The organism is Bradyrhizobium sp. AUGA SZCCT0105, assembly GCF_018129565.1.
Lineage (GTDB): Bacteria > Pseudomonadota > Alphaproteobacteria > Rhizobiales > Xanthobacteraceae > Bradyrhizobium.
This window is the reverse complement of the sequence record NZ_JAFCMK010000008.1, coordinates 278,593-294,343: the sequence shown is the minus strand read 5'-3', so window position 1 is coordinate 294,343 and position 15,751 is coordinate 278,593. Positions and strand designations below refer to the sequence as shown.

General features: G+C 66.1%; 13 protein-coding genes and 1 tRNA gene. 5 read left to right on the top strand and 9 right to left on the bottom strand.

Translation table 11 applies throughout. The features are described from left to right. Position 1: 1 nt before the first annotated feature. Together JQ573_RS32390 and JQ573_RS40385 are read right to left on the bottom strand one after the other, a co-directional pair. On the bottom strand, positions 2–637 hold the full coding sequence (locus JQ573_RS32390; RefSeq protein ID WP_212317188.1) for a metalloregulator ArsR/SmtB family transcription factor: 636 nt from the start codon (positions 635–637) through the stop codon (positions 2–4). A 4-nt stretch (positions 638–641) separates the two neighbouring features. Next, positions 642–1,103: a hypothetical protein gene (locus JQ573_RS40385; protein ID WP_249132587.1), complete on the bottom strand. Its 462-nt coding sequence runs from the start codon at positions 1,101–1,103 to the stop codon at positions 642–644. Here JQ573_RS40385 and JQ573_RS40380 point away from each other — a divergent pair. After that, positions 1,038–1,622, top strand: a complete 585-nt coding sequence (locus JQ573_RS40380; protein WP_312011700.1) for an MFS transporter — start codon at positions 1,038–1,040, stop codon at positions 1,620–1,622. The two genes, JQ573_RS40385 and JQ573_RS40380, sit on opposite strands and share 66 nt — an antisense overlap. A gap of 2 nt (positions 1,623–1,624) precedes the next feature. Here the strand turns inward: JQ573_RS40380 and JQ573_RS32380 are convergent, their stop codons facing one another. From JQ573_RS32380 to JQ573_RS32355, 6 genes are all read right to left on the bottom strand, one after another. Continuing rightward, entirely contained in the window at positions 1,625–5,134 is a 3,510-nt protein-coding gene (locus tag JQ573_RS32380) for a PAS domain-containing hybrid sensor histidine kinase/response regulator (protein WP_212317189.1), read from the bottom strand. A 114-nt stretch (positions 5,135–5,248) separates the two neighbouring features. Continuing rightward, positions 5,249–6,478: a 5-aminolevulinate synthase gene (gene hemA, locus JQ573_RS32375; RefSeq protein ID WP_212317190.1), complete on the bottom strand. Its 1,230-nt coding sequence runs from the start codon at positions 6,476–6,478 to the stop codon at positions 5,249–5,251. A 180-nt stretch (positions 6,479–6,658) separates the two neighbouring features. Next, positions 6,659–7,723, bottom strand: coding sequence for an MBL fold metallo-hydrolase (locus JQ573_RS32370; RefSeq protein WP_212317191.1), 1,065 nt, complete (start codon positions 7,721–7,723; stop codon positions 6,659–6,661). A 221-nt stretch (positions 7,724–7,944) separates the two neighbouring features. After that, positions 7,945–10,089: a methyl-accepting chemotaxis protein gene (locus tag JQ573_RS32365; RefSeq protein WP_212317192.1), complete on the bottom strand. Its 2,145-nt coding sequence runs from the start codon at positions 10,087–10,089 to the stop codon at positions 7,945–7,947. 234 nt (positions 10,090–10,323) lie between these two features. Further along, positions 10,324–11,070, bottom strand: coding sequence for an outer membrane protein (locus JQ573_RS32360; protein WP_212317193.1), 747 nt, complete (start codon positions 11,068–11,070; stop codon positions 10,324–10,326). 227 nt (positions 11,071–11,297) lie between these two features. Next, the gene (locus JQ573_RS32355; RefSeq protein WP_092123112.1) at positions 11,298–11,618 is read right to left on the bottom strand and encodes a hypothetical protein; all 321 of its coding nucleotides are present in this window, start codon (positions 11,616–11,618) and stop codon (positions 11,298–11,300) included. A gap of 202 nt (positions 11,619–11,820) precedes the next feature. On the opposite strand from JQ573_RS32355, the gene JQ573_RS40695 reads away from it, so the two are divergent. Beyond that, positions 11,821–11,946, top strand: a complete 126-nt coding sequence (locus JQ573_RS40695; protein ID WP_283815131.1) for a hypothetical protein — start codon at positions 11,821–11,823, stop codon at positions 11,944–11,946. 50 nt (positions 11,947–11,996) lie between these two features. Here the strand turns inward: JQ573_RS40695 and JQ573_RS32350 are convergent. Beyond that, positions 11,997–12,071 (bottom strand) — tRNA-Thr (locus tag JQ573_RS32350). 697 nt (positions 12,072–12,768) lie between these two features. Here JQ573_RS32350 and JQ573_RS32345 point away from each other — a divergent pair. From JQ573_RS32345 to JQ573_RS32335, 3 genes are all read left to right on the top strand, one after another. Continuing rightward, a complete protein-coding gene (locus JQ573_RS32345) occupies positions 12,769–14,466 on the top strand; it encodes a cyclic nucleotide-binding domain-containing thioredoxin-disulfide reductase (protein WP_212317194.1) in 1,698 nt (565 codons plus the stop codon). 165 nt (positions 14,467–14,631) lie between these two features. Further along, the gene (locus tag JQ573_RS32340) at positions 14,632–14,940 is read left to right on the top strand and encodes a UBP-type zinc finger domain-containing protein (protein WP_212317195.1); all 309 of its coding nucleotides are present in this window, start codon (positions 14,632–14,634) and stop codon (positions 14,938–14,940) included. A gap of 178 nt (positions 14,941–15,118) precedes the next feature. Further along, complete coding sequence (locus JQ573_RS32335; RefSeq protein ID WP_212317197.1) at positions 15,119–15,619, top strand: hypothetical protein; 501 nt, start codon at positions 15,119–15,121, stop codon at positions 15,617–15,619. Positions 15,620–15,751 lie beyond the last annotated feature (132 nt).

Here is a 15,751-nt window from a genome sequence, read left to right as displayed (position 1 = left end):
CTTACGCGGCCGGCATCACCCGGTACGCGCAGCGCCGCGCACCGGCCAGGATGTGATCGACGCGCTCGACCACGACGTCGCTGCCCAGCACGGCGCGAAACACCGCAAGCTCGGAGCGGCAGAGGCCCTGACAGGCTGCCGCCGCCGCGCAGATCGGGCAGTGGTTCTCGATCAGCAGGAAGCCGCCGGCGTCCTTGACCACGCTCGCCATATAGCCTTCCCGGCTCCGGATCCGTGCGAGCGCCATGAGCCGCTGTCGGAGTGAGCCCTCGGTTCCGACCGCCTTTCGGTAGTCGGCAATGCCGGCGCGTTCGCGATGCGCGATCAGCGTCTCCAGGCCGCGCTCGCCAAACACCTCATGCATCGACCGCAGCAGATCAAGCGTGAGGTCGGAATGGCGGTCGGGGAAGCGCGCGTGGCCGCGCGCCGTCAGCCGCCAATACTTCCGCGGCCGCCCGCGCCCTTCGCGTTCATCGCCGCTTTCGACGAGGCCCACCGCTTCGAGTTTGAGCAGGTGCTGGCGCGCACCGGCAGGCGTCATGTCGAGGCGCGCGCCGATGCCGGCAGCCGTCTGCGGGCCGCGCGTCTTCAGTTCGAACAGGATGCGATCCTGGCTGCGGGTGTCGTCTAGACTCATCGGCCTATTTTAGAAACAAGATACTATCTGAAATAACCGGAAATCGCCGCCGCGGGATGTTCGCGCATTTCGCGAGCTGGCGCGGCGCCTTTGTCGCCAGCGCCGCAACGGCCGCCGTGCTGGCGATCGCTGCCTTCTTCGTGCTGCCGCCGGTCACGGCGGCACGGCCCTCATCGTCGGCGCGCGTGCCGCTCGGCCGTGTCGCGCTGATCTGCCTTGCCATCGCCGCGACGTCAGCCACCTCCGCCGTCGGATCGTCCTTGCTGAAGCTCGGCCTGATCGTCACGGCGATCGTCTCGTTCGTCGCGATGCTCCGGCTCGATCGTCTGGCGTCACCCCGGCTGCTGCCGAGCGAGCGTTCTCCTGGCGCACCGGCACCGGCGTCGGGCTTTGGCTCGCGCTGCTGCTCTGCGTCACTTTCAGTCCGTTGCAGATCTACGTGCCGATGTTCCTGCAGCAACTGCATGGCTTCGATCCGCTCTCGGCCGGCTTCACCGTCGCCTGCGCCTCGCTGGGCTGGAGCGCCGCCTCGCTGCTGACGGCCGGCGTGTCGGCCCGCCGCGCGGACCGCCTGATGCTGACCGGTCCTGCGATCATGGCAGCGAGTCTCGCCGCGATCGGGTGGCTCGGTCCGGACGGCGCGGCGTCGATCATCCTGCTGGTCGTGGCGATCGCGATGCTGGGAGCCGGTATCGGCCAGTGCTGGCCGCTCGTCGCACATCGCATCATGGACAGTGCCAAGGCGGGCGACGAAGTGGTCGCGGCCTCGTCGGTCCCGACCATCCAGCAGATGGGCTTTGCGTTCGGTGCGGCGATCGCGGGGCTGATCGCGAATGCCAGCGGCCTGTCCGCTGCGATTGCCGACGCGACGATGGCGCGCGCCGCCTTCTGGGTGCCGGCGAGCTTCGTGGTGCCGGCCATGCTCGCCGTTGCGGCCGGACTTCGCCTGCGGGCGCTGCGCAGGCGTCAGGCCGGCCGGTCGTAAGGCTACTCCGCCGCCACCATCTGCTGGGTGCGCCATTGTCCGAGCAGGGCGCGCAGCGAGGCCGGCTTGACCGGCTTGTTCAGCACCGCGATGTTTTCCTCGCGCGCGGCCAAGCGCACCGCGGGGCTGCGATCGGCGGTGATCAGGATCGCCGGAATTCCGTCGCCGAAGCGGCGGCGGATCTCGCGGATCGCAGCGACGCCGTTGCCGCGATCGAGGTGATAGTCGACCAGCACGCCGGTGACGCGGCCGCCGGCGGCCTCGATCGCGCTGATCGCGCCGTCGGCATCGAGCACCGCGATCACCTCGGCGTCCCACGCCGTCAGCAGCGTCTTCATGCCGTCGAGGATGGCGGGATCGTTCTCGATGCAGACGATCAGGGAGCCGCTCATCGGCGTCTTCGACAGCGGCGTGGCGGTGGTGACGGCCGCGGTATGGTTGACGGCGGTGGCGACCGGCACGGTGACCGAGAACGCCGAGCCGCCGCTGACATTGGCCGAAATCGCGATGCGGTGGTTGAGCACGCGCGCCAGCCGCTCGACGATCGACAGGCCGAGACCGAGGCCGCGGGCGATCCGGGCGCCCTGCTCGAGCCGATGGAATTCCTTGAAGATCTCGCCGCGCTTCTGCACGGGGATGCCGACGCCAGTGTCGAAGATGCTGATCTGGAGCGCGTTGCCGCGGCGCCGGCAGCCGATCAGCACGCGGCCGCGCGGGGTATATTTGATCGCGTTGGAGATGAAGTTCTGCAACAGTCGGCGCAGCAGCGAGCGGTCGGATTCGACCGGCAGCGAGCAGGCGATGAAGCGCAGATCGAGGCCCTTGTCGCGGGCGATCGGCATGAACTCGATCTCCAGCGAGCGCATCAAATCGGCCATCCGGAAGCTCGTGATCGCCGGCGTCATGGCGCCGGCATCGAGCCTCGATATGTCGAGCAGCGCGCCCAGGATGTCCTCGATCGCCTCGAGCGAGTCGTCGATGTTCTCGACCAGGCGCGAATCCTCGCCGCCGTTCTGGCGTTCGACCAGGCTCGTGACATAGAGGCGCGCCGCATTGAGCGGTTGCAGGATGTCGTGGCTGGCCGCCGCCAGGAAGCGGGTCTTGGAGGCGTTGGCGTCTTCCGCGATGCCCTTGGCGAGCGCGAGTTCCGAGTTCAGCCGCGTCAGTTCCTCGGTGCGGTCGCGCACCCGCTTTTCCAGCGTCGCATTGGCGCGCTCCAGCGCCTCCGCGGCCTCGAAGCTCGGCGTGACGTCGGAGAAGGTGATGACGAGCCCGCCCCCCGGCATGCGGTTGGCGCGCACCTCGATCACCAGGTGGCGGTCGGTGAAGCGTTCCAGATAGGGCTCGCCCTCGGTGGTGTAGGCGCGCAGCCGCAGTTGCAGCAGGTTGTCACTGTCACCAGCCGGCGGCGGACTGATCGCGCCCATGAATTCGAGGATCTCGGGCAAGGGGATGCCGAGCTGCACCAAATGCGGCGGCAGCGCGAGCAATTCGGAGAACTGGCGATTGGAGCAGATCAGCTGCAGATCGGCGTCGAACACCGCGATGCCCTGACGCACGTGATTGAGCGCGGTCTGCAGGATCTCGCGGTTGAAATGCAGCGCGGCGTGCGAGTCGTCGAGCAGCTTCAGCGCGGCCTTGGCCGACACCGTCCGCCGCTGCAGCAGCAGCGACATCACGAGGCGCGAGGACGCCGCCCCGATCGAGGACGCGATCAAGCGCTCGGCATGCTGCAGCAGCTCGAAATCGGCCGGTGCCGAGGCCAGCAGCACGACGTTGCGGTCGACGGCGAACGAGGCGAAGGCCTCGCGGGTGCGGTCGGGGCCGAGATATTGCGTCACCGTGCTCTCGATGTCCTGCACCGTCACCGTGGTGCGCCAGCGCCGGAAGCTCGGCGCGATCGGGGCCAGCGCATTGGGCACGAACACGTCGGCCTGCAACAGCTCGATCGCGGACGGCGCGCGCGCCAGCGAGAACACGACGTAAGTGAGGATGTTGAGCGCGAGGCTCCACAACACGCCGTGCAGCAGCGGCGGCAGGTCGGCGCCGAACAGCGCCTGCGGCCGCAGCGCCTCCATCCCGAACGGCCCATGCTGCAGCAGCATCAGGCCGGTGGTCGAGTTTTCCAGGAAGCTCGGGATGAACAGCGTGTAGAGCCACATCGCGAAGCCGACCAGCATGCCCGCCATGGCGCCGCGTGCGGTAGCGCGGCGCCAGAACAGGCCGCCGAAAAATGCCGGCGCGAGCTGGGTGATCGCGGCAAAGGACAATAGGCCGATCGCGACCAGCTGGGTGTTGCCGAGCGCGCGATAGTAGAAATACGCCAGCACCATGATGGCAAAGATCGAGAAGCGGCGCGCCTTCAGCAGGAAGTCGCCAAAGTCCTTCTGACCGGCGCGGGCATCGTCGCTGCGCGGCAGCACCAGCGGCAGCACGATGTCGTTGGAGACCATGATCGACAGCGCGACGCATTCGACGATCACCATTGCGGTCGCCGCCGAAAGTCCGCCGACGAACACCGCGAGGCTGAGCAGTTGCGAATTGCCCTCGATCGGCAGCGCCAGCACGAACATGTCGGCGTCGACGGCGCCGAACGGGAAGATGACGAGGCCCGCGATCGCGATCGGAATCACGAAGATATTGATGACGACGAGGTAGAGCGGAAACAGCCAGCGTGCCCGGGTGACCTCGCCGGGCGTCGAATTCTCGACCACGCTGACGTGGAACTGGCGCGGCAGCAGCATGACCGCGCAGAACGACAGCAGCGTCATGATCAGGAAGTTGCCGATCGACGGCACATATTCGATCGCGCGTACCGCCTCCGGGGTCTTCAGGGCGCGCTCGTAGAGCTCGACCGGGGAGAACATCCAGAAGGTGACGAAGGCGCCGGCGGCGATGAAGGCGACCAGCTTGACGATGGATTCGGCGGCGATCGCCAGGATCAGCCCGTGCTGGTGCTCGGTCGCGTCGGTGTGGCGGGTGCCGAACAGCACCGCGAACACCGCCATCGCCAGCGTCACCATCAGCGCGATGTCGCCGATGATCGGGATTTTCGAGAACGCCTGATCCTCGCTCAGGATGGTTTCGAGCGATGAGGCCACCGCCTTGAGCTGCAGCGCGATGTAGGGCACCGAGCCGATGATCGCGATCAGCGCCACGGTGGCCGCGACCGCCTGGCTCTTGCCGTAGCGCGCGGCGATGAAGTCGGCGATCGAGGTGATGTTCTGCGACTTGGCGAGCGCGATGACGCGGCGCAGCAGCGGGGTGCAGAGCCCGATCATCACGATCGGGCCGACATAGATCGCCAGGAAGTCGACACTGGTGCGGGTGGCGAAGCCGACCGAGCCGAAGAAGGTCCAGGAGGTGCAGTAGATCGCCAGCGACAGCGGATAGATCCACTGGCTGGCACGGCCGCGCGCACCCGCCGACCTGCGGTCGCCGCGGCTGGCAATGAAGAACAACAATCCGATGTAGGCGAACGCCGTGGCGATAACGCCCCAGTCGTGCAGCATCGCTGCTCATCTCCTGTCCCGGCCGCTGGGAGGGCCGGGTGCCAGGATTATAACGCAAAGGGCCGGCGGTGCGATGCACGGCCGGCCCAAATTCGGGGGTGGACGCGGATAGGGTTACTCGGCGGCCAGCGACTTTTGGTGCAGGGGCAGGCCGAGCCGGTCCCAGACCTGGAGCAGGGCCTCGGCCAGCGCGTCGATCAGGCCGTCGTCATGGTAGGGCGAGGGCGTGATGCGCAGCCGCTCGGTGCCCTTGGCGACCGTCGGATAGTTGATCGGCTGGATGTAGATGCCGTGCTCCTCGAGCAGCAGGTCGGAGGCGCGCTTGCACTTCTCGGGGTCGCCGACGAACAGCGGCACGATATGGGTGTCGCTCGACATGACAGGCAGGCCGGCGGCGGTCAGGATCGCCTTGGTGCGGGCGGCACGGTCCTGGTGGCGCTCGCGCTCCCAGTTCGAGGTCTTCAGATGGCGGATCGCAGCGGTTGCGGCCGAGCAGATCGCCGGCGGCAGCGCGGTGGTGAAGATGAAGCCCGGCGCGTAGGAGCGCACCGCGTCGATGATCTCGGCGCGCCCCGCGATATAGCCGCCGAGGCAGCCGAACGCCTTCGCGAGCGTGCCCTCGAGCACGTCGATCCGGTGCATCACGCCGTCGCGCTCGGCGATGCCGCCGCCGCGCGGGCCGTACATGCCGACCGCATGCACCTCGTCGACATAGGTCATGGCGCCGTATTTCTCGGCGAGATCGCAGATCTTCGCGAGCGGCGCGACGTCGCCGTCCATCGAATAAAGGCTCTCGCAGACGATCAGCTTCGGCCGGTCGGGGCCGGCGGCGATCAGCAGCTCTTCGAGATGCGCGACGTCGTTGTGACGGAAGATCTGGCGCTCGCAGCCGGCCTGGCGGACGCCCTCGATCATCGAATTGTGGTTCAGCGCGTCCGACAGGATCAGGCAGTTCGGAATGAGCTTGGCGAGCGTCGAGATGCCGGTCTGGTTCGAGACATAGCCCGAGGTGAACAGCAGCGAGGCTTCCTTGCCGTGGAGGTCGGCGAGCTCCGCCTCGAGCTGCACCAGCGGATGATGGGTCCCCGCGATGTTGCGGGTGCCGCCGGCGCCGGTGCCGACGCGGGTCGCGGTCTCGACCATGGCGCCGACCACCTTGGGGTGCTGGCCCATGCCGAGATAGTCGTTGGAGCACCAGATCACGACGTTGCGGCTGCCCTTCGGCGAGTGCCAGGTCGCGTGCGGGAAGCGTCCCGCGATCCGTTCGAGGTCGGCGAACACCCGGTAGCGCCGCTCGTCATGCAGGCGGTTGAGGGCGGTTTGGAAAAACTGGCTGTAATTCATCGGCAAACCCAGAAAGCGGAACCTGACCGGAAAACCTGACTCTTCTTAGAGCTTTTCCAGCTCTAATGTCCATGCATTGGCCCACATTTGGGCATGCGTCGCAGTTGGGCAAATTGCCCTAGCGGCCGTCTATCCGGCTTGATTTCGGTCAAATTGCCCGGGGCATTACGGCCCGGGCGCTCAGGTCGTCTTGAAGCGCAGCATGCCGTCGTCGTGCATCTCGGCCGTCAGACGGCCCTCGACCAGCATGTAATTGACATGGGCGACCAGCTCGCCGGCGGCGAAGCCCATCTGGTGCTCGTCCAGCACGTGCTTGTGGAACACCACCGGGACCAGTTCCTTGGAGGTCTGCGGCACCTCGCGGCAGGCCTCGGCGATCAGCCGGCAGCGCTCCTCATGGTGATCGGCGAGCTGCTTGATCCGGGTCTTCAGCCCGTAGAACGGCACGCCATGGCCGGGCAGCACCATCACGTCATAGGGCAGGGTGGTGGTCAGGCTGGCCAGCGAGGCCAGGTATTCGCCGAGCGAATTCTGCTCGGGCTCGACCGCCCAGACGCTTACATTGGGCGAGATCTTGCTCAGCACCTGGTCGGCGGACAGGAACAGCTTGTCGGCCGCGCAATACAGCATCACCTGGTCGAGCGCGTGCCCGCCGCCGGTGATCACCTTGAAGCGCCGCGTGCCGATCACGACCTCGTCGCCATGGGTGAGGCGGTGATAGGACGGCGGCAGCACCGACACCCGCTTCAGGTAGTCCTGGCCGCGGCCGAGCAGCTTCTCGGTCAGGTCCTCGTCCATGCCGTGGCGGCGGAAGAACAGCCGCTGCGCGTTGCGCCGTTCCTCGGTGCCGCGGTTCTGGTGATAGACCGATTGCAGGTATTCCACCTGCGACATGTACAGCGGGCAGTCGAAGCGCTCGGTGATCCAGCCGGCGAGACCGACATGGTCGGGATGCGAATGCGTCACGATCAGCCGCTTGACCTTGACGTGCTTCAGCGGTCCTTCGAACAGCGTGGTCCAGGCCGCGATCGATTCCTCATTGCCGAAGCCGGCATCCACCATGGTCCAGCCGTCGCCGTCGGCGAGCAGATAGATGTTCACATGGTTGAGGCGGAACGGCAGCTTCAGCCGCGCCCACAGCACGCCGGGGGCCACCTCCACGACCTGGTCGTGGCCGGGGTGGTTCTCCCAGGGGTATCGCAATGCCTCCGCCGAGGAGGGAAGGCTGTCGGTCTTCGTATGCATGCTACCGACTTAGCGGGACCCGGGCCGCCGCGCCAGCCGAAAAATCAGATAGTCGTCCGGAGAATGGGGGGGGGGGGAATCGGGGAATTTCCGTAATCCGGATCAAACCAACCGGCGCGCTGGTTCGCGCCGTCATTCCGGGGCGCCTCGAAGAGGCGAACCCGGAATCTCGAGATTCCGGGTTCGATGCTGTCGCATCGCCCCGGAATGACGGCAATGGCTTACGCCGCCCTTATGTTCGACAGGAAGCCGTCGATCTCCGAGCGCAGCACGTCGGCCTCGCGGCGCAGCGCGTCGGAGGCGCTGAGCACCTCGCCGGCCGCGGCGCCGGCCTCTGCCGAGGCGGTCGAGACGCCGACGATGTTGCTCGACACCTCGCTGGTGCCGCCCGCCGCATGCTGGATGTTGCGGGCGATCTCGCGGGTCGCCGCGCCCTGCTCCTCGACAGCAGCGGCGATCGCGGTGGTGACGTCGTTGATCTCGCCGATCGTGCTCGAGATGTTGCGGATCGCGGTGACCGCCGTCGTCGTCACCTCCTGCATGCTGACGATCTGCTGGCGGATTTCCTCGGTCGCCTTGGCGGTCTGGCTCGCCAGGTTCTTCACCTCGGAAGCGACGACGGCAAAGCCGCGGCCGGCCTCGCCGGCGCGCGCCGCCTCGATGGTGGCGTTGAGCGCCAAGAGATTGGTCTGCGAGGCGATGGTCTGGATCAGGTCGACCACGACGCTGATCCGCGCGGCATTGTCGGCAAGCCCCTGCATGGTGGTATCGGTGGCGCTGGCTTCCTCGACCGCCTTGCGGGCGATCTCCGCCGAGGTGACGACCTGGCGGCCGATCTCGGAGATCGACGACGACAGTTCCTCGGTGCCGGCCGACACCGTCTGCACGTTGACCGAGGTCTCCTCGGCAGCAGAGGCGACCGCGTTGACCAATGCGCTCGACTGGTCGGCGGTCGCCGACATGCTCTGCGCGGTCGACTGCATCGAGTTCGCCGCGCCCTGCAGGCTGCCGAGCGCGGTACGGACCGTCGATTCGAACGTCGCGATCTGCTTCTCCATGCGCGAGGCGCGCTCGGCCTTGGCGGAGCGGTCCTTGTTCTGGTTCTCGGTGAGCTCGCGGCTCTCGATCATGCTCTCGCGGAATACCTGCAACGAGTCGGCCATGACGGCGATCTCGTCGCGCTGGCGGCTCTGCGGGATCTCGGTGTCGAGGTCGCCGTCGGACAACAGCTGCATCGAGCGCTGCAGGCCACGGATGCGGCGCAGGATGTTGCGCCCGACATAGAGCCAGACGAACAGGAACGAGCCCACCAGCGTCAGCGCGCCGAGCCCGATCATCACCGTGGTCGCGAGCGAGATCTGCTGCCGCGCCTGGAAAGTCGCGGAATCGGTATCCTTCTGCACGGCCTCGACCAGCTGCTGAACGCTGATGCCGAGCCCGACATTGAGCTTGCGGGTCTCTTCCAGGATGGTCTGGCCGTAATCGATCGAATCGAGCTCCTTCTGGCGGATCTTGAACACGCCGGTCTTGCCTTCGCCGAGCACGAGCAGCTTCTCCGCGGTGTCGCGCACCGCAACGATCGCCGGATTGTTCGGCAGGTCCTCGAGGTTGGACTTGACGCGCTCGCGGCCCTTCTTGAACTCCGCCTCGATCGCATCGAGCGTCTCGCTGGAATTGGCCGACAGCGCCGCGGTCATGTCGGCAGCCATCAGATTGCCGGCGGCGAGCACGTTGCTGATCTGGCCGACGGTGCGCGCGGCCTCGGTGGCAGCGTCAGCGGAGACGTCGGCCGCGGCGAGAATGGCGTTGAGCCGGGTCTGCGCGTCGAGCATCGCGGGACCGGCAGCGGAAACGAAGGCGCCCTGCGCCTTGCGCAGCGCGTTGTACTGCTTGTCGCGCAGCGCACCGACGTCGAGCCGCTCATGCGCCGCCGAGATCAGGCTCTTGGTCGCCTCGTCGGTGTTTTTGACGTTCTCCTGCAGCGCGCTGACGACGGATTTGTCGGCGCCGAGTTCGATGATCTCGCCAAGCTTGGCGTTGGTTTGCTGCGCGACCTCCTGCACCTTCTTGGTGCGATCGTTCAGCGCATCCTCGCTCTGCACGGCGAGCAGGCCGGGCCCCTGGGCTGCGAGCGAGGCGCTCTGCGCGGAAAGCTGCAGGCTCGCGGCGAGCCGCGGAATGTCGCGGCCAGAGAGATCGCTCATGGTGCCGCCGAGCTGATGCAGCACGATGCCGGCGCCTGCGCTGATCACGAGCGCCATGCCTGCGATCACGGCGAATGCCGCGAACAGGCTGCCTCTGACACCCATCTGCGGCAGATGGATACGCTTGAGATTTGGTTTGCCGAGCTTGAACCGAAACGCCATTGCCCCGTACCCCCTGGCCTTACCCTTGGCCACTACTCTTGGATGTTTCCCCGGCGCGGGAGTATCAATGCGGCGGGTTAATAAAATCGGGAAAATTGCGACGATCTGCGGGATTTTTCAGGGCCGCGCATCGGCGCCGCGTTGGTTCGCTGTGCGGAATCGATGCGCGCGATCGGACGAAAAAAGGCCGGCGCGAGCCGGCCTTTCCACTTTCGGTTGTGCTGGTCGGTAACCTCAATAGCGGCCGTAAGCGGGGCCGCCGAGGTTGCCGAGGTTGAAGCGGTAGTTGAGGCCCGCCTTCACCGTGTGCTCGTCATTGTGGAAGCTGCCGACCGGCACCAGCGCGCCCGGTGCGGTGAAGCGGCTGTCGCCGAAGTCGTAATACTGGTACTCGACCTTGGCCGACCAGTTCGGCGCGAACATGTATTCGGCGCCGCCGCCGATGGTCCAGCCGTTGCTGTGGTTGTCGGTGAGCGCGAAGGGTACCTGCGCGCCGCCCAGCGTCACCGTTTCGTTATTGTCGGAATAGGCATAGCCGCCCTTCACATAGATCAGGCCCGGGCCCCAGGTGTAGCCGACCCGGCCGGTGATCGACGCGATGCCGCGCTGGTTGTTGTTGTAGACGTAACCGCCCGGGAAGATCGCGTTGAGCTGATGGCCGCCGACCCAGGAATACTGGCCTTCGAGGCCGATCACCCACATCGGCGACAGCTGCCAGTCGTAGCCGCCCTGGACGCCGCCCATGAAGCGGGCGCTGGAGTCCGACAGCGCGAGGCCGTTGAACGTGTTGTTCTGCGAGAACACGCCGCCGAGATGGCCGCCGAGATAGAAGCCGGTCCAGTTGTAGAGCGGCGCGGCGTAAACAGGCGCCGGCGCCTTCTGGTAATAGCCACGGGAGCCGAGGTCGGCGGCCTGGGCGGTCGCGCCAAAGGCAGCGACGGCAACAGCTGCGGCTGCGGTTGCGAGCAGGAACTTCTTCATAAGGCAGTCTCCGGACAAGTCATGAGGCGCAGCGTGAATGGCGCCATCCATGGCGATGCGTTAGACCGCATTTGAATAAAATGCTGTCACCGAAAGACGACGTGGAGCGTTAAGTCGCAGGCCTTGCGGTGAAACGTTTTGTTGTGCCTAACGAACGCTTAAGCGGGAATGACGGAAGGCTTAACGGGCCGCGCGCGATGTGCTGCTTCCGTTAACCAAGCCGTCTGCTAGTCCAATCGCTTGCGCACGTCGTCGCGCATCTGCTCGCGGAACGCCTGGCGGCGCGCGGCGCGATCCTTGACCGGAACGTCGTGGCGATCGAACACGTCGAACTTCTCCAGGATCGGATAGTGCTCGCTCGCCATCGCCAGCACGCGCAGCAGGGCGGCGACCTTCGGGGTCGGGCCGGTGACCTCCCACTTGCGGAGTTTTTCGGCGCCGCCGGCCGCCGGTAACCCGCACAGCTTCGCCATATCCGCCGCCGTCAGCTTCCGGCCGAGTGCCTCGCCGAGATGTTCGCGCAGTTTCTTCAGTTCTGGGCCAGTCACTCTTGGGTCCGTTCCGCGACTTTGAAGTGTGAAGTGAGTCACATGACGTGATCGAGGTGCAGGCTATACGCCGCGCATGCGACTTCTAGAGCCTTTTCCGTTCCGATTGAATCGGAACGGGGCTCCAGATTTTTGTTTTGACGCGCTTTCTTCACGCGAACCGGTACCCACTTCGCTCGAAAACGCTTCTGGAGGAAACATCATGCACGGCATCATCGAAAGCCTGAGCCCCGAGCACGGACAGATCGATTGGAAATGGGTCGGCAGTGTGTTCGCGTTCTACATCGCGCTGATGATCGGCGGGGCGGGTCTGCTGCTCGCGCATTGATGCGGTGAACGCGGCGGAGCCCGCAATGACGGTAGCGATCGCTGGGAGAATGGTGCTGCCAGACAGGATTGAACTGTCGACCTCTCCATTACCAATGGAGTGCTCTACCACTGAGCTACGGCAGCATGCCCGGGAAAAATTGAATCGGCCCCACGGGCCCGTCCAAGCGGGCGGTTCTTGCCACAGGCCTCCCGTTGGCGCAAGCGAAACAGCGCGCCGGTTGCCGATGAAATCGGCAGAAACTGACATTCTTCGCCGGTGATTCTGCCCAATTCGGCCGATTCCGGTCCGATTGGGTTCCGACCGTGCCGGGAAGCCGGATTTCGCCCAACCGCCGAATCATGCCGCCTGGCGCAACTGGCCGACCGGGCAGGGTGCGCAGGCGGCGGCCATTGGCTATATTCGGCCTCGCGGAAGGCGCGACGGCGGTTCGAGAGTTTTGCAATGACGGGTGAGCACGACAGAGGCGGCGGGCAGGCCGGAGCCCGCGTGAAGGATTCACGACAGGATCGTCTCAAGCTGGCTCTGCGCGAAAATCTGAAGCGGCGAAAATCGCAGGCGCGCGGTCGCGAGGATGTGGCTTCCGAACCAGCCCAAGCCTCGTTAGATGACGCCTCACTAGACGACGCCTCGCCAGAAGACGGCTCACGAGACGGCGGCGGCGGAAGCGAGCCGGGCCGCTAGAGCGATTTCGGGCGAGATGGACATCAGTTCGTGCAGAAAATCCGGCAAAACGACAAGCCAGGGCCTGGGTTCTGGTTCTAGTGAGAATCGAAACTCCGGCCGGTTGGCATTTGTTGCAACAAGAAGCGAGTCGCCGAGATGGCCATGGATGAGACGACGATCGATCGGCTGAACGCCACCGCCACCGCCTTTCCGCGCCATGAGCAGACCTTTCCGACCCTGACGGGGCACGAGATCGAGCGGATGCGCCGCTTCGGCGAGCCGCGGTCGTACAAGGACGGCGAGGCGCTGTTCGAGACCGGCAAGCCGGGGCCCGGCATGTTCGTGGTGCTGTCGGGCAGCGTGTCGATCTCCCAGCGCGATGGCCTCGGCCGTGTCACGCCGATCATCGACCAGGGGCCGGGGCAATTCCTTGCCGAGATCGGCCAGCTCTCAGGCCGCGCCGCGCTGGTCGACGGCCATGCCGAGGGCCCCGTCGAGACGCTGTTGCTGCCGCCCGAGCGGCTGCGCGCGCTGCTGGTCGCCGAGGCTGATCTCGGCGAGCGCATCATGCGCGCGCTGATCCTGCGCCGCGTCAGCCTGATCCAGGGCGGCGCCGGCGGGCCGGTGCTGATCGGCTCCGCGTCGGTCGGCAACATGGCGCCGCTGCAGAATTTCCTGGCGCGCAACGGCCAGCCGCATCACGTCCTCGATCCCGAGACCGACAAGGATGCGGCCGACCTCGTCGCGCGCTATTCGCCGACGCGCGCCGAGCTGCCGCTGGTGGTCTGTCCGAACGGCACGGTGCTGCGCAATCCGTCCGAGACCGCGCTTGCGATGGCGCTCGGCATGATCGGCAACAGCGCACATGAGAAGCTCTACGACGTCGCCGTGGTCGGCAGCGGCCCGGCCGGGCTCGCCACCGCGGTCTATGCGGCCTCCGAGGGGCTGTCGGTCGCGGTGTTCGATTCCCGTGCTTTCGGCGGCCAGGCCGGCGCCAGCGCGCGGATCGAAAACTATCTGGGCTTCCCGACCGGGATCTCCGGCCAGGCGCTGGCCGGGCGCGCCTTCAACCAGGCGCAGAAATTCGGCGCCGAGATGCTGATCCCGGTCTCGATCAAATCGCTCGACTGCTCGAAGGCGTCGGGCGCGTTCACGCTCGCCACCGGCTGCGGGCACACGCTGCGCGCCAAGTCGGTGGTGGTCGCGAGCGGCGCGCGCTATCGCCGGCCGGCGATCGACAATCTCGAGAATTATGAGGGCCGCGGCGTCTGGTACTGGGCCTCGCCGATCGAGGCGCGGCTGTGCGCCCAGCAGGACGTCGTGCTGGTCGGCGGCGGCAACTCCGCAGGCCAGGCGGCGGTGTTCCTGTCGGCGCATGCGCGCAGGGTCAACATGATGATCCGCGGCGGCGGGCTCGGGGCCAGCATGTCGCGCTATTTGATCGAGCGCATCGAGGCGACGCCGAACATCGAGTTGATGTTCAACACCGAGGTGACCGGGCTCGAGGGCGCGGAGACGCTGGAGCGCGTGCGCTGGCGCAGCCGGCTCGCGCCCGACGAGTTCACCATGGACATCCGCAATCTCTTCCTGTTCGTCGGCGCCGATCCGGCGACCGGCTGGCTCGAGGGCTGCGGGGTGCAGGTCGATCGCGGCGGCTTCGTGATGACCGGCGTGCAGAACGGCGACGGCGCGCCCGCCGTGCCGCTGCTCGAGACCACGGTGCCCGGCGTGTTCGCGGTCGGAGACGTCCGCTCCGGATCGGTCAAGCGCGTCGGCGGCGCGATCGGCGAAGGCGCGCAGGTCGTCGCGGCCCTGCACGGGTATCTCGCCGATGATGGCAGTCCCTCGCTGTAGGGATGATCGATACGACACTATCCCCGTCATCCTGAGGTGCCGCTTCTTCAGCGGCCCTCGAAGGATGAATCGGCCACCAGCTGGGCCGTTCATCCTTCGAGGCTCTCAAGGGCTCGCGCCTCAGGATGACGGATCAGATAGGCGCGGCAGGTAAAAGGACAGAAAATGACAAAAGGCTGCACCCATATCGCCGGCATCCAGGATGTCACGCCGAGCGCGCTCGGCTGCGAGGAATGCCTGAAGAGCGGCAGCCGCTGGCTGCATTTGCGGATCTGCCGGACTTGCGGCCATGTCGGCTGCTGCGACGACTCGCCGAACCGGCACGCGACGGCGCATTTCCACGCCACCGGCCATCCCGTGATCGAGGGTTACGATCCGCCGGAAGGCTGGGGTTGGTGCTATGTCGACGAGGTGCTGTTCGACCTGTCGAAGCACAAGACCCCGCATAACGGACCGATCCCTCGCTATTATTGATTCAATGTCTCACGAGGCGCACGTGTCGCGGCATGTGGCATCGGTGCGAAATTTTTCGGCAAGTGCCGGCGCCGGCAAATTTTTCATGAGATGTCGGCCGTCCTGCCATCGAACCATGTAGCATTTTTCCCGCACGCATCGTAACCTCGCGCGCGGGTCTCAACGGGGAGTTCGCCACATGACGACGTTAGTGCTTGTGCACGTCATTATCAGCCTGATTGCAATCGTCGCCGGTGTGATCGTGATGTTCGGCCTGCTCGGTTCGCGCGCGATGCCCGGACTGACCGCGATCTTCCTCATCCTCACCATCCTGACCAACGCCACCGGCTTCGTGATTCCGCCTCTGGTGACCGAGAAGCTGCTGCCGTCGCACATCATCGGCGGCCTCTCGCTGGTGCTGCTCGCGATCGCCTGCATCGCGTTGTATGCGATGCAGCTCGAGGGCGCTTGGCGCCCGATCTATATCGTGACCGCGATGGTCTCGCTCTATCTCAACGTCTTCGTGCTGGTCATCCAGAGCTTCCTCAAGGTGCCTGCGCTGCAGGCGCTGGCGCCGGCGGTGCCGCCGAACCCGCCGTCCGGGCCGGTATTTGCGGTGGTGCAGGGCATCGTGCTGGTGTTCTTCGCCGTGGTAATCATCGGCGCGTGGCGCCGGTTCAGGCCGGTCACATTCGCCTGATCTGACACATCTGTTCATGCCACGTCATTCCGGGGCACGCGTTAGCATGAACCCGGAATCCAGAGTCAATCGATCGAGATTCCGGGTTCGACGCTGCGCGTCGCCCCGGAACGACGCAACGCAACAGGAGGA